The sequence below is a fragment of the Streptomyces buecherae genome (assembly GCF_014295035.1).
GTDB classification, from domain to species: Bacteria; Actinomycetota; Actinomycetes; order Streptomycetales; family Streptomycetaceae; genus Streptomyces; species Streptomyces youssoufiensis.
The window spans coordinates 5,554,151-5,575,139 of the sequence record NZ_CP060404.1 but is presented as its reverse complement, the minus strand read 5'-3'; the positions used below and the strand labels follow the sequence as shown (position 1 = coordinate 5,575,139).

The window sequence follows — 20,989 nt, the reverse complement described above, 5'->3', positions numbered from 1 at the left end:
CGAGCACGGACCGCCGCACCGCCCGTCGGGCCGCTAACGCGTGGCGAGCCGCTCCAACAGGGTGGCGCTCCGCGCCAGCAACTCCCGCTCCTCGTCCGTGAGTTCTGCCTCGATGGCCTGCGCGAGCCAGCCGACCCGGCGGCCACGCTCGGCTTCGAGCGCGGCCCGGCCCGCGTCGGACAGCTCCACCAGCGACTTGCGGCCGTCCGTGGGATGCGCCCGGCGCGTGATCAGGCCCTGTTCCATCAGCAGCCCCACCGCCCGGGCCATCGACTGGGGGCGTACGCGCTGGTCGGTGGCGAGGTCGCTGGTGGTCATGGCGCCGTTGCGGTCGAGCGCGCCGAGCACGGCGACCTGGCCGAGCGGGATGCGGTCCTCGTGGGTCACGCGTCGGGTGAGCTTGCCCATCGCGGTGCGCAGTTCAGCGGCGATGGCGGCGGCTTCCGAGGTGGGCATAGGGCACTTTACCCCGCTGGCCAGCACGGCCGCGGAGGCGAACCGCACAGCAAGACTGCGCAGCCTGCCTGAACAGCTAAACTGCTCAGCATTGCTGTAGAGTCCACCGGGCCGGGGTCAGCGCCAGCGACGTCGCACCACGGCCCCGGCACCCGACAACGGGAAGGGCTCCCATGTCCGCACAGGCAGCTCCCACCTCCGCACCGGCGGCCCACGCCGTCGACGCCCCCATCGAGGCCGTCACCGCCCGCCAGATCATCGACAGCCGGGGCAACCCCACGGTCGAGGTCGACGTCGTCCTGGCCGACGGGTCGCTGGGCCGCGCGGCCGTCCCCTCCGGCGCCTCCACCGGCGCCCGGGAGGCCGTGGAACTGCGCGACGCGGACCCGTCGCGCTGGCACGGCAAGGGCGTCGAGCGCGCGGTGGCCCACGTGAACGGGGAGATCGCGGCGGCCGTGCGCGGTCGGAACGCGGCAGACCAGACCGGGCTCGACGCCCTGCTGATCACCCTCGACGGCACCGCCACCAAGTCCCGGCTCGGCGCCAACGCGATCCTCGGCGTCTCCCTCGCCACCGCCAAGGCCGCCGCCGCCTCCCGCCGCCAGCCCCTCTACCGCCACCTCGGCGGCGCCGACGCCCACCTGCTGCCGCTGCCGATGATGAACATCGTCAACGGCGGCGCCCACGCCGACAACCCGCTGGACTTCCAGGAGTTCATGATCGCGCCGGTGGGCGCGGGGACCTTCGCCGAGGCCGTCCGGATGGGCAGCGAGGTCTTCCACACCCTGCGCCACGACCTGCTGGCCGCCGGGCACTCCACGGCCGTCGGCGACGAGGGCGGCCTCGCCCCCGCGCTGCGCACCGCCGAGGAGGCGCTCGACTTCGTCATGACCGCCATCGAGCGCGCCGGCTACCGCCCGGGCGCGGACATCGGCCTGGTCATGGACCCGGCGTCGTCGGAGTTCTTCCGCGACGGGGTGTACGACTACGCCGGCGAGGGGCTGCGCCGCACCCCCGCCGAGAACGCCGACTACCTGGCCGGGCTCGTCGACGCGTACCCGATCGTCTCCATCGAGGACCCGATGGCGGAGAACGACCTCGACGGCTGGCGCGAGCTGACCGCCCGCGTCGGCGACCGCTGCCAGCTCACCGGCGACGACGTGTTCTGCACCAACGAGCCGCTGCTACGCGAGGGCATCCGCACCGGTGTCGGCAACTCGGTCCTGGTCAAGGTCAACCAGATCGGCACCCTGACCGAGGCGCTGGCCACCGTGGCCACGGCCCACCGGGCCGGCTGGACGGCCGTCATGTCGCACCGCTCGGGCGAGACGGAGGACACCACCATCGCGGACCTCGCGGTGGCCACCGGCTGCGGTCAGATCAAGACCGGCTCGCTCTCCCGCTCCGACCGCACGGCGAAGTACAACCAACTCATCCGCATTGAGGAGGAGTTGGGCGACGCGGCACGCTACGCCGGCCGCTCCGCCCTGTCGCGCGGCGTGAACGGGCGAGCGGCGTGAGCGGGCGGGCGGCGGGAGCGGGCGGGCGGCGTAAGCGGGCGGGCGGCGGCGCGGCGGTAGCCGCCGGACCCGAGGCTGGCCCGGGACTGGCCCGAGCCCGGGCGCGCCGACACGCGCGCATGGCCCGCGACCGGGAGGGTCGCGGGCCACCGCGGGCGTACGCGGGGACCGCCGCACCCCGACGCACTCGCCGGGGGCGGGACGACGACGGTCCCCGCGGGGGACGCGGGACGGGCCTTGGGCCGGTCTCGCCGCGTCCGGGCGACCATGGAGGTCCGGGAGCCGCTCCGGAGGTCCGTGTCGCCGCACATCGGGTGTCGGTGTCGTCCTGCCGACGTCCACCAATGTGCCGGACGCGTGTTAAATGCGTGCTGCTGGCGCGTGACGCATACGTACCGCTTACGCGAAGGGGCGCCCACGCGGCTTTCCGTAACGCCCTCCTGGCGCGGGCGGCCCCGGTGCCTCGGCTACTTGGCCGCGCCCTTGGCCAGGTAGGCCAGCAGGTCCTGCCGGCTGACGACCCCGGTCGGCTTGCCCTCCACCAGCACGACGGCGGCGTCCGCCGCGCCGAGCACGGCCATCAGGTCCGAGACCGGCTCGCCGGAGCCCACCTGCGGCAGCGGCGGGCTCATGTGCTTCTCCAACGGATCGGTGAGCGCCGCCCGCTGCGCGAACAGCGCGTCCAGCAGCTCGCGCTCGACGACGGAGCCGATGACCTCGGCGGCCATCACGTCCGGGTGGCCCGCGCCGGGCTTGACGATGGGCATCTGCGAGACGCCGTACTCGCGCAGCACCTCGATCGCCTCGCCGACGGTCTCCTCCGGGTGCATGTGCACCAGCGACGGCAGGCCGCCTTCCTTGCCGCGCAGCACGTCACCGACGCGCACGGCGGGCCCGGCCTCCTCCAGGAAACCGTAGTCCGCCATCCATTCGTCATTGAAGATCTTCGAGAGGTACCCGCGCCCGCTGTCCGGCAGCAGCACGACCACCACGTCGTCCGGGCCGAGGCGCTCGGCGACGCGCAGGGCGGCCACGACCGCCATGCCGCAGGAGCCGCCGACGAGCAGGCCCTCCTCCTTGGCGAGGCGGCGGGTCATCTGGAAGGCGTCCTTGTCGGAGACCGGCACGATCTCGTCCGCGACGGTCCGGTCGTACGCGCTCGGCCAGAAGTCCTCGCCGACGCCCTCGATCAGATACGGGCGCCCCGAGCCGCCGGAGTACACCGAGCCCTCCGGGTCGGCGCCGATCACCTTGACCCGGCCGTCGCTGACGTCCTTGAGGTACCGGCCGGTGCCACTGATCGTGCCGCCGGTGCCGACGCCCGCGACGAAGTGCGTGATCCGCTCATCGGTCTGCTGCCACAGCTCGGGCCCGGTGGACTCGTAGTGCGAGCGCGGGTTGTCCGGGTTGCTGTACTGGTCGGGCTTCCAGGCGCCGGGGATCTCGCGCACCAGGCGGTCGGAGACGTTGTAGTACGAGTCCGGGTGCTCGGGGTCGACGGCGGTCGGGCAGACCACGACCTCGGCCCCGTACGCCCGCAGCACGTTGATCTTGTCCGTGGAGACCTTGTCCGGGCAGACGAAGACGCACTTGTACCCCTTGCGCTGGGCGACCATCGCCAGGCCCACTCCGGTGTTCCCCGAGGTCGGCTCGACGATCGTGCCACCGGGCTGGAGCGCCCCCGACTCCTCGGCGGCCTCGATCATCCGCACGGCGATCCGGTCCTTGACCGACCCGCCCGGGTTGAAGTACTCCACCTTCGCCAGGACGGTGGCCTGAATCCCCTCGGCCACGCTGTTGAGCTTCACCAGCGGGGTGTTGCCCACCAGGTCGATCATCGATTCGTGAAACTGCACGCCCTACTCCAGGTTCAGCGGGGTCTCCGCGGGTCAAGGGGCTGCCGCCGGCGCGGGCCCACCCCATAAGCCTATTGCGCCACGGCCCGGCGACCACTGCCCTGTGGATAACTCAGCGCAACCGCATCCCGGCAATCGGGCGACGACGACACCCCCCGCCCGGCCCACGCCTCGCCCGGACCGACCGGCTTCCGGCCGGAACGGCGAGGGCGGATTCCCGCCAGTTGAGCCCCGGCCAGTCCCCGTACCGCACCCGCCCAGCGCCCCTACCGCGCCCCGCCCGCGCCGCGACGTGCGGCGGGACCGCCCGATGGGCGCGTTGCGATCCGGCGCTGACCGGGCAACACAGCAGTAGGCCCGACCGGCGGTGCGCATCCGCCGGACTGGCCCGGGAGACCTACGCACGCGAGAGAGCACGGAGGTGAGCGGGCCCATGTCGATGTCGAGAGCGCGGGTAGCGCGGCGGATCGCGACCGCGGCGGCGTACGGGGGCGGCGGGATCGGGCTGCTGGGCGGGGCGGCCGTCGGGCTGCTGCTCACCGAGATGCGGCTGGCCAGACGCGTGGTGGGCGGCTTTGATGACGAGCCGCCGCGGGCCGACGGGCGGTACGGCACGGTCTTCGACCACGAGAGCGCCGCCCCGCCGCTGCGCCTGGCCTTCCTCGGCGACTCGACCGCCGCCGGCCAGGGCGTACGCCACGCGCACCAGACGCCGGGCGCGCTGCTGGCCTCGGGGCTGGCCGCCGTGGCCGAGCGCCCGGTGGAGTTGCGCGTGGCGGCGCAGCCCGGCGCGCAGTCCGACGACCTGGCCCGACAGGTGGCGCTGCTGCTCGGCCCGCCGGCCGATGCCGACGGGCCCGGCGCCCTGGTGGTGGGGGCGACGGTCGAGGCGGCCGAGGCGGGCCCGGCTCTGACGGGCCCCGGGGTGGCGGGTGCGGCGGCGGGCGGCGCGACGGTGGGCCCAGCGGCTGGCGGCGCGGCGGTGGGTGCGGGTGGTACGTCGGTGGGCGCGGGGGTGGGCGGTGCCGTGGTGGGGTCGCTCGGCGGCGAGGGTGGCGGGCCGGCGCCCGTCCGCTGTCCGGACATCGCCGTGATCATGATCGGCGCCAACGACGTCACGCACCGGATGCCGCCCGCGAAGTCGGTGCGGCTGCTCGCCGACGCGGTGCGCGCGCTGCGCGCCGCCGGGTGCGAGGTGGTCGTGGGCACCTGCCCGGACCTCGGCACCATCGAGCCCGTCTACCAGCCGCTGCGCTGGGTGGCCAGGCGGCTGAGCCGGCAGTTGGCCGCCGCGCAGACCATCGCCGTCGTCGAGCACGGCGGGCGCACGGTCTCCCTGGGCGACCTGCTCGGCCCCGAGTTCGCCGCCCACCCGACGGAGTTGTTCGGGCCCGACAACTACCACCCGTCGGCCGAGGGGTACATGACGGCCGCGATGGCCATCCTGCCGACCCTGTGCGCGGCGCTCGGGCTGTGGCCGGAGGAGGAGCAGCCGGACCCGGCCCGCCGCGAGGGGTTCTGGCCGGTGGCGCAGGCAGCGGCCAAGGCGGCGGCCGAGGGCGGCACGGAGGTCGCGGCGGCCCGCGGCCCCTGGGCCCAGCTCTTCCGCCGCCGGCGCCGCCGCCTGCCGGCCGATCCGACGTCCGCGACCCTCAGCGGCTGACCGTCCGCCGGCCCGTGGGCGCCCCGTACGTCCTGCCGTGCGGGCCCCAGCCCACCGTCCCGTACGACAGCCACGTATGGGACGGGCGGGACGCGCGCGGCCTCGGGTGCTGCCCCGGGCGGCCGGACTGCGCGCGGGCGAGGACGGGTACGGGACGAGGTGGGGGGTGGCCCGAAACCGCCCGTACCGCTGGGTGAGCAAGCGCTTAGAAAAGAGGCCCGCATCACAGCGCGCGGCCCGTGACCTCGCGGCTACGGGCGGGTAGCTTCCGACGCAGTGCCCGCCTTAGCCCTCTGGAGCCGTGATGACCGAAGCAGTGATCGTCTCAGCCGCTCGTTCCCCCATCGGTCGCGCCTTCAAGGGGTCGCTCAAGGAGGTGCGGCCCGACGACCTGACCGCCCAGATCGTCGGGGCCGCGCTCGCCAAGGTGCCCGAGCTCGACCCGCGTGACATCGACGACCTGATGCTCGGCTGCGGCCTGCCCGGCGGGGAGCAGGGCCACAACCTGGGGCGGATCGTCTCCGTCCAGTTGGGCATGGACCACCTGCCGGGCTGCACCATCACCCGTTACTGCGCGTCCTCGTTGCAGACCTCGCGGATGGCCCTGCACGCCATCAAGGCAGGCGAGGGCGACGTGTTCGTCTCGGCCGGTGTCGAGACCGTCTCGCGCAGCGTCAACGGTTCGTCCGACGGCATGCCCGGCACCCACAACCCGCTGTTCGCCGAGGCCGAGGCGCGCACCGCGCACCGGGCCGAGCACGGCGGCGAGGACTGGCAGGACCCGCGCGAGGACGGCCTGGTGCCCGACGCGTACATCGCGATGGGCCAGACCGCCGAGAACCTGGCCCGCGCCAAGGGCGTGACGCGCGAGGACATGGACGCCTTCGGCGTGCGCTCGCAGAACCTGGCCGAGCAGGCCATCGCGGCGGGCTTCTGGGAGCGCGAGATCACCCCGGTCACCACGCCCGACGGCACGGTCGTCAGCAAGGACGACGGCCCGCGCGCGGGCGTGACGCTGGAGGGCGTGCAGGGCCTCAAGCCCGTCTTCCGCCCCGACGGGCTGGTCACCGCGGGCAACTGCTGTCCGCTCAACGACGGCGCCGCGGCGCTGGTGATCATGTCCGACACCAAGGCGCGCGAGCTGGGCCTGACCCCGCTCGCCCGCATCGTCTCCACCGGCGTCTCCGCCCTGTCCCCCGAGATCATGGGGTACGGCCCGGTCGAGGCGTCCCGGCAGGCCCTCAAGCGCGCGGGCCTGACGATCGGCGACATCGACCTGGTCGAGATCAACGAGGCGTTCGCGGCGCAGGTCATCCCGTCCTACCGGGACCTCGGCATCGACCTGGACCGGCTCAACGTGAACGGTGGCGCCATCGCCGTCGGCCACCCCTTCGGCATGACCGGGGCCCGGATCACCGGCACCCTGATCAACTCGCTGCAGTGGCACGACAAGCAGTTCGGCCTGGAGACCATGTGCGTGGGCGGCGGCCAGGGCATGGCCATGGTCATCGAGCGGCTGAGCTGAGCCCGGGCCGCGAGGGGCCCGACCACCACGGGCCCCGGCCCGGCGCCCTCCCGGCCGCGCGTGGCTCGCACGCCCCGCCGTGCGCCCCGTAGCGCGCCCTCGTGTGACATGCGCGACTCCCGCGCCCCGCGCCACCCGGCGCGGGGCGGTGTCGGGGCGGCGTCCACCCACCGGGCCGTGACCGAATCTCCCCCAGGATGTGACCTATCACGCCGAGCGGTACCGATCGCGCAGGTCAGGGGTGTCCGGTACAGACTGTCTGGGTCTTTATACCCACCCAATCCATGACGTTGTGCACTGACACGGGGCGACGCCACCCGCCAAGCTGAGGTAGGAATTCGGGGGACCCACAGCAATCGGGAGTATGTCAGTGAGCGCTACGTCCCTAGCCGTACTGCTGGCCGCGGGCATCGCCACGGCCGTCGGCGTCGCGGCCCTGCACACCACTCGCGGGCTGCGCCGCCAGATCGCCGCGCTGCGCGCCGAGGTCGCGACCGCCACGGCCGTCGGTGCCCGGGCCGCCTCCGTCGACGTGCCCGCCGCCCGGCAGAGCCCGGCCGAGGAGATACGCGCGGCCGTCGCCGACGCGCTCGCCGAGGAACGCGAGCGCGAACTGGCCGAGGCCCGCGCGTTCTGGGCCGCCCAGGAGGCCCGCGACGCGGCCTCGGGAGGCGAGGGCTCCGCGCTGCTCGGCGGGTTGGCCGGGTTCGGCGACGAGCCGTCCATGGACCCGACGCCGTACGTGCCCCGACAGCCCGACCTCGCCGGCCCCCCGTCGGCCCTTGAGGCCGAGTTGCTCGACGCCGCGCTGGAGGCGGCGTTCGACCCCGCGCTGGACGCGGTGCTCGACCCCGCGCTCGACCTGGCCGGCGAGCCGGAGGGCCCGGAGGCGGCCGAGTTGGCCGCCGCCCGCCGCCGCCACCCCTCGCACCCGTCGCACGGCGCGGGCGACGGCGCGCAGCAGTCGGCCGTCGTCGGCCACGAGCGCACGGTCGCGCTCCTCGGCGAACTGGCGGACTCCCGCACCCCGCTGGTCGACGTGCGCCCCGGCCCGCTCGGCACCCTCGACGTCTACGTCTTCGCCGACGGCACCACGGTCTGCATGACCCCCGGTCACCGCGAGACGGCCGACCGACTCGCGCGGGCCCTGCGGGAGGGCGACGCCCCCGTGCTGCTCGGCGGCTCCGGCGTCGCCGGCGCGTACACGCTGACCTTCGGTTACGGCGACACCAGCGTCTACGTCCTGGCCGACCGCGTCATCGCCTCGCTCTGACCCGCGCGCCCGCGCCCCGCGCTCCGGGCGCCCCGCCGCCCGCCCCGTGCGCACCGCCGGTCCGCCCCGTCGCCCACCGCCGCGATCCGCCCGCCGCGTCGCGCCGCTAGAGCCCGCAGCGCTCCCGGGCCGCCCGCACCAGGGCCGTCGCCTCCCGCGCCGCGTGCCGGGCCGGGGCGGGGAACGTCCGCTGCCGCCCGACGTCGGCCGGCTCCCAGCCGAGGGCGTGGGCGAGATCGTGTCCGGTCACCGCCACCTGGTCGGCCACCACGAACATGCCCGCGTCCGGCACCGTACGAGGCGGGCTTCCGGGCGCCTCAAGGCGCTGTGCGCGCAGCGCCAACTCGCGGGCCAGCGCCAGCCCTTCGGCGGCCGGGCCCTGGCCGAGTCGGGACTGGGGCAGGGCCCGCAGTCGGTCGGCGAGGCGGTCCACGTCGGCCAGGAAGGCGGTCACATCATCCACGCCGCGACTCTATGCGCCAGCCGCGGACTGTTGCCAACGCCCAAACGCTCAGGCACGGTGAGGTGAAGGACTGCTGGGCCACCCTGTGGCGCAGCGATCAGGACAACGCCGGAGGCGCCGATGTCCCAAGTCTTCTCCGAAGAGACCCACCGGAACCTGCTCTCCCGAATCCCCCACTGCACCGGCCGCGCCGTGGCCGACTGGCTGCGCACGGTAGACGATGGCCCCGCCCTCTTCCGATTCGAGGAGAAGGTCAACTGGCTGCGCGGCGAGCACCAGCTCGCCTACGGACACGCCAAGGCGATCATCCATGAGCACGACCTGCGGCGTGCGGCACGCAAGCTGCGGTAGACAGCGCCGGCCGCGCGCCGAGCAACGACAGAGCCCCGGAGGCGCTTGCCTCCGGGGCTCTGTCGTGTGTCACGGTGGTGCGGGCGAAGGGGGGCAGCGGGCCGCTGACTCGGGCGGCCGTGCCGTCCCTCCTGGTGCGGGGCGCGGCCGGAGCCGGCCGCGCCCGGGCGACTAGTCGCGGAAGATGGCGATCAGCCGCAGCAGCTCCAGGTAGATCCACACCAGCGTCAGCGTGAGGCCGAACGCGGCCAGCCACGACTCCTCACGCGGCGCGCCGTACGCCACGCCGTCCTCGACCTGCTTGAAGTCCATGGCGAGGAAGGCCGCGCCGAGGACCACGCCCACGATGCCGAAGACGATGCCGAGGCCGCCGCTGCGGAAGCCGAGGCCGTCGCCGCCGCCGAAGGCCGCGAACAGCAGGTTGACCGCCATCAGCAGCACGAAGCCGATCGCCGCCGCCATCACGAAGCGCTGGAAGCGGGCGTTGACGCGGATCAGACGGGTGCGGTACGCGATCAGCACGCCGGCGAAGACCGCCATGGTGCCGAGCACCGCCTGCATCGGGATGCCGGACCAGCGAGCGTTGAACATCTCGCTGATCACGCCGAGGAAGACGCCCTCGAACGCCGCGTACCCAATGATCAGGGCCGGGACGGGCTTGCTCTTGAACGCCTGGACCAGGCCGAGCACCATCGCGATGAGCGCGGAGCCGATCGCGATGCCGTAGCTCTTGCTGGACACCGGCAGTGCGGCCCACGCGACGATGGCACCGACGATGACGGTGCCGAGCGTCATGGCGGTCCGCATGACGACGTCGTCCATCGTCATGCGATCGGCCCGCGGCGGCGCCGCCTGTCCGCCGTAGAGCTGCTGCGTCTGCTCGGGGGTCAGGTCCTGCGCGCCCGGGGCATACGGGTTGGTGGGCTGAGCACCAGTGGCGTACGGGTTGCCCTGAGTCGCGGTGGGGCCCCCGGCCTGCGGCGGCGTGTTGAAGCCCGCGTAGGCGTTGTCGCGGCTGAAGCCCCGTCGCGAGAAGACCGGGTTGCTGCTCCTCATCTCACTCCTCCATGGCCGCCCTGCGCGACCTTGAGTCAAGGGTAATGGGTAAGCAAAACAATCACCCTAGTGCCAGGGGAGGATCTTTTCGCCCCTCTTCAGCCGCTACCCGCCCTCCACCCGGCCATGCGGCGAACACTCGGCGACGCCCTCACCACGGAGCGTCCGCGCCCCCGCCGACGGCCTCGACGTGTCGGTGCCGCCCGTCGTACGGGGCCCAGCCGGGGTCGCCGTCGCGGGCGAAGGCGACCCAGGCGCGGTGCGTCCGGGCGGCCAGTTCGCGCGCCGGCTCGCCGGGGCCCAGCAGGGCGCTGGGGCCGCGCAGCGCCGGCAGGGCGGTGCGCGCGAAGACGAACGGCAGCTCCACGGTGTGCGCCGCGCCCAGCGCGCCCCCCAGCGCCGGGGAGCGCCAGCCGAACTCGTACGCGTACGTCGCGGCGCGGCCGTGCGCCGCGTGCGCCTGGGCCAGCCGCCTGCTGCCGCGGCCGAAGAGTGCCTCGCCGAGGACGGCCGCCCGCAGCTCGCCGTCGCTGGCCCCGGGCCTGCGGGCGCGGGCCGCCGCGATGTCGCGAGCCGCGTCGGCGTGCCGGCCGGCGGGGTGGGCCAGGGCGGCGGTGGCGGTCAGCTCCGCGCGCGTGGTGCTGGTCAGGCGGCCCTGCGGGACGAGGTAGAGGTTGCCCTCGTCGGCGGTGGTGCCGACCATCAGGGTGACGTCGGCGCCGGCCGCCGTGGCCGCGAGGGTCTCGGCCGGTTGGCGGGCGAGGGTCAGGCTGAGGGGGCTGAGGCCGAGGAGGGGGTCGCCCGTGGTCGCGGTGCGCAGGTCGAGGCCGGCGAGCGCGTCGAGGGCCGCCACCAGGCGCTCGTCGGGCAGCTCGGCGAAGGCGGCGGCGGTGGGCGCGACGCCGAGCGCGTCGGCCGCCGCCCGGGTGACGCGGGCCGCCTGCTCGGGGGTGTGCGCGCCGAGCCCGTTGCCGCTCTGCACGATCGCCCGCCGGAACAGGCCGGCCGCCTCCCCGTCGGCCAGCAGGGCGGCCACCAGGGTCGCACCGGCGGACTGGCCGAACAGGGTGACGTTGTCCGGGTCGCCGCCGAAGGCCGCCGCGTGCCGTCGCACCCAGCGCAGCGCCGCCGCCACGTCGAGCAGCCCACGGTTGGGTGGGGCCCCGGGGAGGTCGAGGAAGCCGGCGACGCCCAGCCGGTAGTTGACGGTGACGAGCACGACGCCGCTGCGGGCGAAGCCTTCCCCGTCGTACAGCGGCGCGCGGCCCGAGCCGGCCACGAAGCCGCCGCCGTGCACGAAGACCAGCACCGGCAGCGCGCGGCCGGGGCCGGGTGTCGGGGGCGCGGGGGCCCAGACGTTGAGGGTGAGGTAGTCGGGCCCCGGCACCCAGCCGGGGCCGAAGTAGGGCGTCATGTCGAGGCCGCCGAAGGCGTCCCGGCGCGGCTGCGGTGCCGTCGGGCCGTGCGCGCCGGCATCCCGTACGCCCGACCACGGCGTGACCGGCGCGGGCGGCGCGAAGCGGGCGGCGCCTCGCGGCGGGTCGGCGTAGGGGACGCCGAGGAAGTGCTGGACGCCGTCGGCGGCGCGCCCGCGCAGCGTGCCGGAGGCGGTCTCGACGGTCGGGGTCGGCGTGGGTGGGTCGCGGTGGGTCATGGCTGCTGGCTCCATCTGGCGTGCCGGGCCGGGCGCGCGGGGTCGGCCTCGCTCGGCCGGTCGGCGGCCCGGGCGGTGCGTGCTCGGGGGGCTTGCTCGGGGGGGGGCTTGCTCGGGGGGGGGCTTGCTCGGGGGGGGCTTGCTCGGGGGGGGGCTTGCTCGGGGGGGCTTGCTCGGGGGGGCTTGCTCGGGGGGGCTTGCTCGGGGGGGCTTGCTCGGGGGGGCTCGGCGGGGTCAGAGGCGGGAGAAGGGGGCCCACTTCCTGATGGCGAAGCCGGCGCCGCGCCGGCCGACCTCCGCGCCGCCGTGCCCGCCGAGGTGGGCCGGCAGGACCAGGGCGCGGTGGTCGGCGGCCCAGCCCAGGAGTCGGTGCCGGGAGGCGCGGGCGCGCACCGGGTCCTCGCAGAAGCAACTGTTGACGTCGGGCTCGACGAACTGGAGCGGCGTGTGCAGCAGGTCGCCGACGAACACCGCGCGATCCCCGCCCGAGGCGAGCTTCAGCACCGCGGAGCCGGGGGTGTGGCCGGGGGCGAGTTCGAGGCGCAGGTTCGCGTCGATGGTGTGGCCGTCGTCCCACAGCAGGGTCTGCCCCGCCTCGTGCACGGGCGCCACGCTGTCCTCGAACACGTTCTGGTTGCCCCGCCCGAGCCGGGGGGTGTGGCCGCGCGCGGGGTCCCAGAACTCGAAGTCGCGGCGCGGCATCAGGTACGTCGCGCGCGGGAAGGTGGGCGTCCACACGCCGCCGTCCAGGAAGGTGTTCCAGCCGACGTGGTCGACGTGCAGGTGGGTGTTGATCACCAGGTCCACGTCGTCGGGGCGTACGCCGGCACGCGCCAGGTTGTCCAGGTATCCGGTGCGCAGATGGCTCCAGACCGGCGCGTAGGGCCGCTCCTTGTGGTTGCCGACGCCCGTGTCCACCAGGATGGTCCTGCCCTCGCTGCGCACCACCCAGGTCTGCACCGCGGACTGGCAGATGTCCGTGTCGGCGGCCAGGAAGTCGGGGACCAGCCAGGGGCGGTGGGACTCCCAGGCGGCCTCGGGGCTGTCCGGGAAGAACTCCCGGGGGCTCATGCGGACGGACCCGTAGTACTCGGTGACCCGGGTGATCGTGACGTCACCGAGGACGATCTCGTGCACGGCCGCCTCGGGCACGACTCCCGCTCCTTCGGCTGTTTCGTTCACGGTCGCTGCGTTCGCGGTCGCTTCGTTCATGGCCGCGTCGTTCACGGTCGCTCCGTTCATGGCCGCGTCGTGCATAAGCGCGTCGTTCATGGCCGCGTCGTTCATGGCTGTCTCCGGCGGGGGTGGGGCGGGTGGGTCGGACCCGTTCAGGCTCTGGTGGGCGCGCGCGGCGGACCAGCCCCGCCCGTGCCCACCCCTGACAGGGGCTGGCTCGCGGCGGCGGTGGGCGCGAGGCTGGGGGGATGGACGACAGGCGGCTCGGTGAGTTTCTGCGCGCGCGACGGGCCCGGGTGCGGCCCGAGGACGTCGGGCTGCCCGACGCGGGGCGGCGGCGGGTGCCCGGGCTGCGGCGGGAGGAGCTGGCGTTGCTGGCCGGGGTCGGCGTCTCGTACTACACCCGGCTCGAACAGGGGCAGGCGCACAACGCGTCCCCCGAGGTGCTGGACGCCATCGCCCGGGTGCTCGGGCTCGACGCGCACGGGCGCGCCCACCTCGACCACCTGAGCGGACCGGCGCGGCGGCCGGGGCCGGGGGCGGGCGCGGGTGCGGGCCCCGAACGGGTGCTGCCCGCGACGCGGGAGTTGCTGGGCGCGGTGGGCGAGGTGCCCGCGCTCGTGGTGGGCCGGCGCGCGGACGTGCTCGCGTGGAACGGCCCGGGGCACGCCCTGCTGGCCGGCCACCTCGACCCGGCGAGCCCCGACCGCCAGGACGGCCGGCCGAACCTGGCCCGCCTCCTCTTCCTCGACCCGCACGGCCGCGACCTGTACGTCGACCGGCGGCGCAAGGCCCGCGCCATGGTGAGCAACCTGCGGCACGTCGCCGGCCGCTACCCCGGTGACGCCCGCCTGGCCGCGCTGATCGGGGAGCTGTCGATCGGCAGCCCGGAGTTCGCCGCGCTCTGGGCCGACCACCGCGTGCACCCGTGCGAGGGCGACGTGTACGAGCTGCGCCACCCGGTCGTCGGCTCGCTCACGGTCACCCAGCAGAACCTGCCGCTGCCACGGTCGCCCGGGCAGTCCCTGGTGCTGATCACCGCCGCCGCCGACTCGGCGTCCCAGCACGCGCTGACGCTGCTGGCGCAGGCACGGCGCCGGCACCCCGTGGCACCCCCCGCGCCCGGCCCGGCCGCCCGGGCCTGAGCCCGCGGCGCGTGCGGCAAGCCAGCGGCGCCCGTGCGACCGGTGCGGGGCTCCCGGCGGGCCCGTGCGTCACCCGGCGGGCGGCTGTTGGCGCGTCACCTCCTGGGCGAGGGCCGCGAGGTCGGCCACGGCCGGGTGGCTCGGCGGGTCGGTCCAGGCCAGGAAGACCGGCACGGGCGAGGCGTCGGTCAGCGGCCGGTAGGTGACGCCGGGGTGGGGGTGCAGGGCGGCGGTGGCCGCGGTGCTCACGCCGACCGCGCGGCCGGCCGCGATGGCGGCCAGCCAGTCGTCGGTGTTGCCGACCCGTACGGTCGCGGACGGCCCGCGCCCGGGCGGCCACAGCTCGCTGCTCGTCGTGCCGGAGACCGTGTTGAGGGTGACGCTCTGGTCGGCGAGGTCGGCCAGCGTCAGCTCGGCGCGCCCGGCCAGCGGGCTGTCGTCGGGCAGCGCCGCGACCCGGTCCTCGCTGAGCAGGTACGCGCTGCGCAGCCCGGGCTCGGGCAGCGGCCCGCGCAGCAGCGCGGCGTCGACCTTGCCCGCGGTGAGGCCGGCGCCGCGGTCGTCGATGCGCAGCAGTTCCAGTGGTGTGTCGGGGTGGGTCTGGCGCCAGCGGCGGAGCAGCGGCGTGGTGAAGGTGCCGAGCGCCGACCAGGCGTGCCCGAGCCGCAGCGGCCAGGCGCCCAGGCGGCTTGGGTCCAGGGCCGCGTCCACGGCGGCCAGCGCGGTGGCGGCCCGGGACCGAAAGGCGCGGCCGGCGTCGGTGAGGCGCAGGTGGTGTGTGGAGCGGTCGGCGAGCCGCACCCCGAGGTGCGCTTCGAGCTGGCGCAGGGAGCGGGACAGGGCGGGCTGGGTGAGGTGGAGCCGGGCCGCGGCGCGGGTCAGGTTGGCCTCGTCGGCGATGGCGAGGAAGTGGCGCAGATGACGCAGCTCCATGGTCATGACTGGGAAGCATAACCACCGCTCAACCGGCATTTCCCCACTCAGCGCGGGCTGCCTAGCGTGGCCGGTATGACCGATGTGCGCGCCCCCGCCCCCACCGCCGACGCGAGCGTGAGCGGCCCCGAAAGCCCGGCCCCGGCTGTCCCGGTCGACCCGGCTGCCCCGACTGGCCCGGCCGGGGCCGGGCGTGGCGAGCGCGCGGCGGGGTGGGTCGGGGTCGGCCTGGTGGCCGGCGGCATCTGCTCCCAACAGTTCGGCGCGGCGGTGGCCGCCTCGCTCTTTCCCCGGGTCGGCGCCCTCGGCGTGGTCTCGCTGCGGCTGGCCCTCTCCGCGCTGGTGCTGCTGCTCGTCTGCCGCCCGGCCGTACGCGGCTACGGGCGCGCCGACTGGGCCGTGGTCGCGGGCTTCGGGGTGGCGCTGGCCGGTATGAACACGCTGATCTACCAGGCCATCGACCGCATTCCGCTGGGCACCGCCGTGACCTTGGAGGTGCTGGGCCCGCTGGCGCTGTCGGTGGTCACGGCGCGCGGCCCGGGCCGCTGGCTGTGGGCCGGGCTCGCGCTGGCCGGCGTGGCGCTGCTCGGCCGTGGCGGGTTCGGCGAGTTGCACGCGGCCGGGGCGGGCTGCGCGCTGGGCGCGGGGGCGCTGTGGGCCGCGTACATCCTGCTGTCGGCCCGGGCCGGCAGCCGCTTCCCGCGCGTGGACGGGCTGGCGTGGGCGATGGCCTGCGGCGCGCTGTTGAGCCTGCCGCTCGGGGTGGCCAGCGCGGGCGGCGCCCTGCTCGACCCGGCGGCGCTGGCCCTCGGGGGCGCGGTGGCCCTGCTGTCGTCGGTGCTCCCCTACACCCTGGAGCTGCTGTCACTGCGCCGCCTGGCGCCCGCCGCGTTCTCCGTACTGATGAGCCTGTCGCCCGCGGTCGCCGCCCTCGCCGGGTACCTGGTCCTCCATCAGGGCCTGGCGCTGCCCGAAGTCGCGGCCATCGCACTGGTGGTGGCCGCCAGCGCGGGCGCCGTCCGGACTGCGACGTCACCGGCGCCGGTGCCGGCGACGAAGCGGGGCACCCGGCCACGCACGGCACCGCGTTCGGGTTCGGGTTCGGGTTCGCGCACGGGGTGACGTACGGGTTCCCGTACGGGCCCGCGCGAGGCCGGCGACGGCGCCGCGTTCGGAACCCGAAGCGAACCGGTCGCCACGGCGGGCGCGGTGCCGGCGACGCGACGGGGGTCCAGGAGGCAGGCCAAGACGGTTCATTCTTGGGAAAGTTCGGGAAATCCGGCAAATCCCCAGAAGGGCGGACCTGTAGCGCCGCGTCCCTCTCGCGGGGCGCGGCCACGTGCCGGGTACACCCAACTGGCCCCGGGTGAGGCGCGACACAGGGCGCGCGCCGCGCCGAGAAAGCCGCTGGGGCGGGTCGGGCGCCCCGTCGCGCGCGGTGGGAGTGCGCCCCGGCGGGAAGTCCGCCCGGGCCGGCGGCGGGTGGTGACGGGCGGCGTGCGCGGGCGGCGTCGCCACGCAGCGTCGTGGGGGTTCGGGTGGGCCCGGGCTACGGGCCGTATCTCCAGGTCAGACCGGACGAGCGGAGTGGTGCCCGGAGCCGGACTTGAACCGGCACGGCCCGTAGGCCAGCGAGGTTTAAGCTCGCCGTGTCTGCATTCCACCATCCGGGCAGGGGCGCTCTCGCTGCCGCACATACGGCGTACGGCCGTCCCCTCAAAGGAGAGCAGGACGAGCCTAGCCGGGGAAGGCGCCACGAACGGCTGAACGGTCGATCGCCGTTGTCTTATTTTATTGGCACCTGAGGGAGCATCAGCAGGACGAACTCGCCGCTGGCACATGCCGCTGGCCCATCGGCACTGTTGGTGCGGTACGTCACGCCCATCGGACCGAAATGACGGAAACTCGACGCAGCGTTGAGAAAAGTGACGAACGCGCTTCCGGTCCTCCACCCGTAGGCCGTACACCTCCCGTACGCGCCGCGCCGCGCCAAGGGCCGCAACCCCGCCCCCGCCAGGGCCTGTCGACACATCACAAAGCGCCCGCATTAGCAGAAACCGAAACGGAGCGAAAGCCCCCGCTACGAGCCACCGCATCGTACGCAGCGCGGCCCTTCCCAACCCCTTCCCGGCCCCTTGCCGGTGGCCGCGGCTCCCTCCGCACGGTCTCGCCCCTCTCGCGCCGCCGCGACCATCGTGACCATCGCGGCGTCGGGGGACGGCGGCGGGCAACGCGCGGCCGGGAGCCGGAGGACCAGGGAGCGGGGGCCGGCCGGACCGCGCGGATCGGCTCAGGGTGGTGGGGGCCGCTGCCCGAGGCGCGCGGCCGTCTCTCGGGGTTCTCCTCCTACCCAAGGATGAGTCGCCTCCTCCGGCGTACCTCGTGAGTCTCCCCGGGAACGGGCGCAGGGGCTGATGGCCCGGGGCGAAAGGCCGGCGAAGATAGTGGAGTCCCCAGGCACCGCACGACAGGAGTTCGACCGTGACCACCACCTCCACCGCCACCCGCAGCACCGCGGTGGCCGCACGCGCAACGGATCTTCGCAAGGTCTACGGACAGGGCGAGACCCAGGTAGTGGCCCTCGGTGGCGTCACCGTCGAGTTCCGGCAGGCCGAGTACACCGCGATCATGGGCCCCTCCGGCTCCGGCAAGTCCACGCTCATGCACTGCATGGCCGGCCTCGACTCGGTCTCCGGCGGCTCGGCCCAGATCGGCAACGTCGAGCTGACGACCCTGAAGGACAAGAAGCTCACCCAGTTGCGCCGCGACAAGATCGGCTTCATCTTCCAGGCGTTCAACCTGCTGCCCACGCTGAACGCCATCGAGAACATCACGCTCCCCATGGACATCGCGGGCCGCAAGCCCGACAAGCAGTGGCTCGACACGGTCGTGGAGACGGTCGGCCTCTCCGGTCGTCTCAAGCACCGGCCGAACCAGCTCTCCGGTGGCCAGCAGCAGCGCGTGGCCGTGGCCCGCGCCCTGGCCGGCAAGCCCGAGATCATGTTCGCCGACGAGCCGACCGGAAACCTCGACTCGCGCTCGGGCGCCGAGGTGCTGGGCTTCCTGCGCAACTCCGTGCGCGAGCTGGGCCAGACCGTCGTGATGGTCACCCACGACCCGGTGGCCGCGGGCTACGCGGACCGCGTGGTCTTCCTCGCCGACGGCCAGATCGTCGACGAGCTGTACGAGCCGACCGCCGACGCGGTCCTCGACCGCATGAAGCGCTTCGACGCCAAGGGCCGGACGAGCTGATCCAGGCGACCCCGACCACCGGCCCCCTCCCCCAGGACTGACAGACCCATGTTCCGTACCGCCCTGCGCAACGTGCTCGCGCACAAGGCCAGACTGCTGATGACCGTCCTCGCCGTGCTGCTCGGCGTGGCGTTCGTCGCCGGCACCCTGGTCTTCACCTCGACCATCTCCGACGCCTACCAGAAGAGCTCCGAGAAGGGGTTCACCAACGTCGACGTCGCGATCAACCCCGACGACGCCGACGTCAAGGACAACCCGGGCGACGCGCCCAAGCTGAGCCAGTCCCTGCTCGACCAGGTGACGAAGCTGCCGGGCGCCGAGTCGGCGACCGGTACCGTGACGGGCTTCGCCGCGATACCCGACAAGGACGGCAAGCTCGTCGGCGACGGGTTCACCTCCTCCGGCGGCAACTACTTCCCGTCCAAGGACGGCAAGGACGCGCGCTACACGATGAAGGAGGGCCGCGGCCCGACCAACGTGCGTGAGGTGGCGCTCGACTCCAGGACCGCGGACCGCGCCGACTACAAGATCGGCGACAGCATCGACGTGTCGGTCGACGGCCCCGTCCTGAAGCAGAAGGTCGTCGGCATCTTCACCACCGACGACGGCAACGTCGCGGCGGGCGGAAGCCTCGCGCTGTTCGACACCAAGACCGCGCAGAAGCTGTACGCGGAGCCCGGCAAGTTCACCGGCATCGAGCTGAAGGCCAAGCCGGGCACCACGCAGGAGGCGCTCAAGGCGCAGGTCGAGAAGGTCCTGCCGGACCGGACCGAGGTCGACACCGGCGACAAGCTCGCGGACGACCAGGCCAAGGACATCGAGAACGAGCTGAGCGGCATGCGGACCGGCATGCTCGCCTTCGCCGGGATCGCCCTGTTCGTCGGCATCTTCATCATCGCCAACACCTTCACCATGCTCGTCGCGCAGCGCACCAAGGAGCTGGCGCTGATGCGCGCGGTCGGCGCCAGCCGCCGCCAGGTGACCCGCTCGGTGCTCATCGAGGCGACGGTCGTGGGCTCGATCGCCGCCGTGACCGGCCTGCTCGCCGGCATCGGCATCGGCGCCGGGCTGCGCTCGCTGCTGAACTCCAGCGGCGCCACCGTCCCGGACGGCCCGCTGGTGATCACCCCCACCACGATCGGCGCCTCGCTCTTCGTCGGCATCGTGGTGACCGTGCTGGCCGCCTGGCTGCCCGGCCGCCGCGCGGCGAAGATCCCGCCGATCGCCGCGATGGGCAGCGTGCACGCCCCGCCGACCACGCGTGGCCTGGTGGTGCGCAACAGCATCGGCGCGCTCTTCGCCGGTGTCGGCATCGCCCTGGTCCTGGCCGCGACCACCATGGACGACGGCAAGGGCCCGATGGGCCTGGGCGCCGGGCTGCTGATGATCGGCGTCTTCGTCCTGACGCCGCTGCTCTCCCGGCCGCTGATCGCGGCCGCGGCCCCGGTGCTGCGGATCTTCGGAATGCCCGGCAAGCTCGCCCGGCAGAACGCGGTGCGCAACCCGCGCCGCACGGCCGCCACGGCCTCCGCGCTGATGATCGGCCTGACCCTGATCACCGGCCTGACCGTGATCGCCGGTGGCATACAGAACGCCATCGACAAGATGGCCCGGGACTCGCTCAAGGCCGACTACATCGTCAGCATGGCCAGCATGACCCCGCTCGCCCCCGAGGTCGGCGAGAAGCTGGAGAAGCAGCCCGAGGTCGAGAAGTCCAGCCCGCTGCGGTTCTCGCCGTCCCGGGTCAACGGCAAGAAGACGGAGCTGGCCGGCGTCAACGGCAAGGCCATCGGCGACCTGACGAAGCTGGAGTTCACCGAGGGCTCCTTCGCCGGGCTCGGCGGCAACCGGGTCGTCGTCGACAAGGACCTCGCCGAGGACCGCGGCTGGAAGGTCGGCTCCTCGCTGCCCACGACCTTCGAGGACGGCAAGAAGAGCCGCCTGGTGGTGTCGGGCATCTACGAGGGCAACATGATCATCTCCGGCGTGATGGTCGACAACGCCACCCTCACCCCGCACGTGAAGGACATCGCCGACTTCCAGGTCCTGCTCAAGACCAAGGACGGCCTCAGCGACGACACCAAGGAGTCGCTGGAGAAGGCGCTGGGTGACAACCCGGCCATCAAGGTCCAGACGATGGACGACGTCTCCAACGACATAGCCAAGCTGATCAACCTGATGCTGAACATGCTCTACGGGCTGCTCGCGATGGCCGTGATCGTCGCGGTGCTCGGAGTGGTCAACACGCTGGCCATGTCGGTCTTCGAGCGGTCGCAGGAGATCGGCATGCTGCGGGCCATCGGCCTGGACCGCAAGGGCATCAAGCGGATGGTGCGGCTGGAGTCGCTGGTCATCTCGCTCTTCGGTGGCGTGCTCGGCATCGGTCTCGGCGTGTTCTTCGGCTGGGCCGCCGGCGAGCTGATCGGCCCGAGCCTGGGCTCGTACGAACTGGTCCTGCCGTGGGGCCGGATGGGCCTCTTCCTCGTCCTCGCCGCTCTCGTCGGCGTGCTGGCCGCGCTGTGGCCGGCCCGCCGGGCCGCGAAGCTGAACATGCTCGCGGCGATCAAGGCGGAGTAGCCCGCCGAGCGGGACGCACACCCAGGGCCCCGGGGCGACACCACGTCGCCCCGGGGCCCCGGCCGTTTCCGCCCGCGCCGCCCCGGGCC

At 74.1% G+C, this 20,989-nt stretch carries 16 protein-coding genes and 1 tRNA gene; 9 read left to right on the top strand and 8 right to left on the bottom strand.

From position 1 onward, the window contains the following. Positions 1–33: 33 nt before the first annotated feature. The gene (locus H7H31_RS22020; protein ID WP_187060912.1) at positions 34–456 is read right to left on the bottom strand and encodes a MarR family winged helix-turn-helix transcriptional regulator; all 423 of its coding nucleotides are present in this window, start codon (positions 454–456) and stop codon (positions 34–36) included. A 173-nt stretch (positions 457–629) separates the two neighbouring features. On the opposite strand from H7H31_RS22020, the gene eno reads away from it, so the two are divergent. Next, complete coding sequence (gene eno, locus H7H31_RS22015; RefSeq protein ID WP_187060911.1) at positions 630–1,976, top strand: phosphopyruvate hydratase; 1,347 nt, start codon at positions 630–632, stop codon at positions 1,974–1,976. 467 nt (positions 1,977–2,443) lie between these two features. Here eno and H7H31_RS22010 read toward each other — a convergent pair whose 3' ends face one another. Further along, positions 2,444–3,832: a cystathionine beta-synthase gene (locus tag H7H31_RS22010; protein WP_187060910.1), complete on the bottom strand. Its 1,389-nt coding sequence runs from the start codon at positions 3,830–3,832 to the stop codon at positions 2,444–2,446. 433 nt (positions 3,833–4,265) lie between these two features. Here H7H31_RS22010 and H7H31_RS22005 point away from each other — a divergent pair, with 433 nt between their 5' ends. From H7H31_RS22005 to H7H31_RS21995, 3 genes are all read left to right on the top strand, one after another. After that, the gene (locus H7H31_RS22005) at positions 4,266–5,495 is read left to right on the top strand and encodes an SGNH/GDSL hydrolase family protein (protein WP_187118052.1); all 1,230 of its coding nucleotides are present in this window, start codon (positions 4,266–4,268) and stop codon (positions 5,493–5,495) included. A 304-nt stretch (positions 5,496–5,799) separates the two neighbouring features. Beyond that, a complete protein-coding gene (locus tag H7H31_RS22000) occupies positions 5,800–7,020 on the top strand; it encodes an acetyl-CoA C-acetyltransferase (protein WP_187060736.1) in 1,221 nt (406 codons plus the stop codon). 370 nt (positions 7,021–7,390) lie between these two features. Next, positions 7,391–8,293 (top strand): hypothetical protein, encoded by a 903-nt coding sequence (locus tag H7H31_RS21995; protein ID WP_187060735.1) that lies wholly within the window; start codon positions 7,391–7,393, stop codon positions 8,291–8,293. A gap of 106 nt (positions 8,294–8,399) precedes the next feature. Here the strand turns inward: H7H31_RS21995 and H7H31_RS21990 are convergent, their stop codons facing one another. After that, a complete protein-coding gene (locus H7H31_RS21990; protein ID WP_232110016.1) occupies positions 8,400–8,756 on the bottom strand; it encodes a hypothetical protein in 357 nt (118 codons plus the stop codon). Between the two features lie 120 nt (positions 8,757–8,876). Between H7H31_RS21990 and H7H31_RS21985 the strand changes: the two genes are divergently transcribed. Continuing rightward, on the top strand, positions 8,877–9,107 hold the full coding sequence (locus tag H7H31_RS21985) for a DUF4287 domain-containing protein (protein ID WP_176162010.1): 231 nt from the start codon (positions 8,877–8,879) through the stop codon (positions 9,105–9,107). A 171-nt stretch (positions 9,108–9,278) separates the two neighbouring features. On the opposite strand, the gene H7H31_RS21980 is transcribed toward H7H31_RS21985, so the two are convergent. The 3 genes from H7H31_RS21980 to H7H31_RS21970 form a co-directional block, all read right to left on the bottom strand. Next, positions 9,279–10,163, bottom strand: coding sequence for a Bax inhibitor-1/YccA family protein (locus tag H7H31_RS21980; RefSeq protein WP_187060734.1), 885 nt, complete (start codon positions 10,161–10,163; stop codon positions 9,279–9,281). A 151-nt stretch (positions 10,164–10,314) separates the two neighbouring features. Further along, positions 10,315–11,817, bottom strand: a complete 1,503-nt coding sequence (locus H7H31_RS21975) for a carboxylesterase/lipase family protein (protein WP_187060738.1) — start codon at positions 11,815–11,817, stop codon at positions 10,315–10,317. 234 nt (positions 11,818–12,051) lie between these two features. Continuing rightward, positions 12,052–12,954, bottom strand: a complete 903-nt coding sequence (locus tag H7H31_RS21970) for an MBL fold metallo-hydrolase (RefSeq protein ID WP_187062194.1) — start codon at positions 12,952–12,954, stop codon at positions 12,052–12,054. 287 nt (positions 12,955–13,241) lie between these two features. On the opposite strand from H7H31_RS21970, the gene H7H31_RS21965 reads away from it, so the two are divergent. Then, a complete protein-coding gene (locus tag H7H31_RS21965; RefSeq protein WP_187062193.1) occupies positions 13,242–14,138 on the top strand; it encodes a helix-turn-helix domain-containing protein in 897 nt (298 codons plus the stop codon). A 69-nt stretch (positions 14,139–14,207) separates the two neighbouring features. Here H7H31_RS21965 and H7H31_RS21960 read toward each other — a convergent pair whose 3' ends face one another. After that, positions 14,208–15,077 carry a LysR family transcriptional regulator gene (locus H7H31_RS21960; RefSeq protein ID WP_187062192.1) on the bottom strand — a complete coding sequence of 290 codons (870 nt, stop codon included), beginning with the start codon at positions 15,075–15,077 and terminating at the stop codon, positions 14,208–14,210. A gap of 69 nt (positions 15,078–15,146) precedes the next feature. On the opposite strand from H7H31_RS21960, the gene H7H31_RS21955 reads away from it, so the two are divergent. Beyond that, positions 15,147–16,193: an EamA family transporter gene (locus H7H31_RS21955; RefSeq protein WP_187062191.1), complete on the top strand. Its 1,047-nt coding sequence runs from the start codon at positions 15,147–15,149 to the stop codon at positions 16,191–16,193. Between the two features lie 466 nt (positions 16,194–16,659). On the opposite strand, the gene H7H31_RS21950 is transcribed toward H7H31_RS21955, so the two are convergent. Next, positions 16,660–16,744 (bottom strand) — tRNA-Leu (locus H7H31_RS21950). Positions 16,745–17,552: 808 nt separating this feature from the next. Between H7H31_RS21950 and H7H31_RS21945 the strand changes: the two genes are divergently transcribed. Continuing rightward, the gene (locus tag H7H31_RS21945) at positions 17,553–18,323 is read left to right on the top strand and encodes an ABC transporter ATP-binding protein (protein ID WP_187062190.1); all 771 of its coding nucleotides are present in this window, start codon (positions 17,553–17,555) and stop codon (positions 18,321–18,323) included. 48 nt (positions 18,324–18,371) lie between these two features. Beyond that, positions 18,372–20,900: an ABC transporter permease gene (locus H7H31_RS21940; RefSeq protein WP_187062189.1), complete on the top strand. Its 2,529-nt coding sequence runs from the start codon at positions 18,372–18,374 to the stop codon at positions 20,898–20,900. The last annotated feature ends 89 nt before the right edge of the window (positions 20,901–20,989 follow it).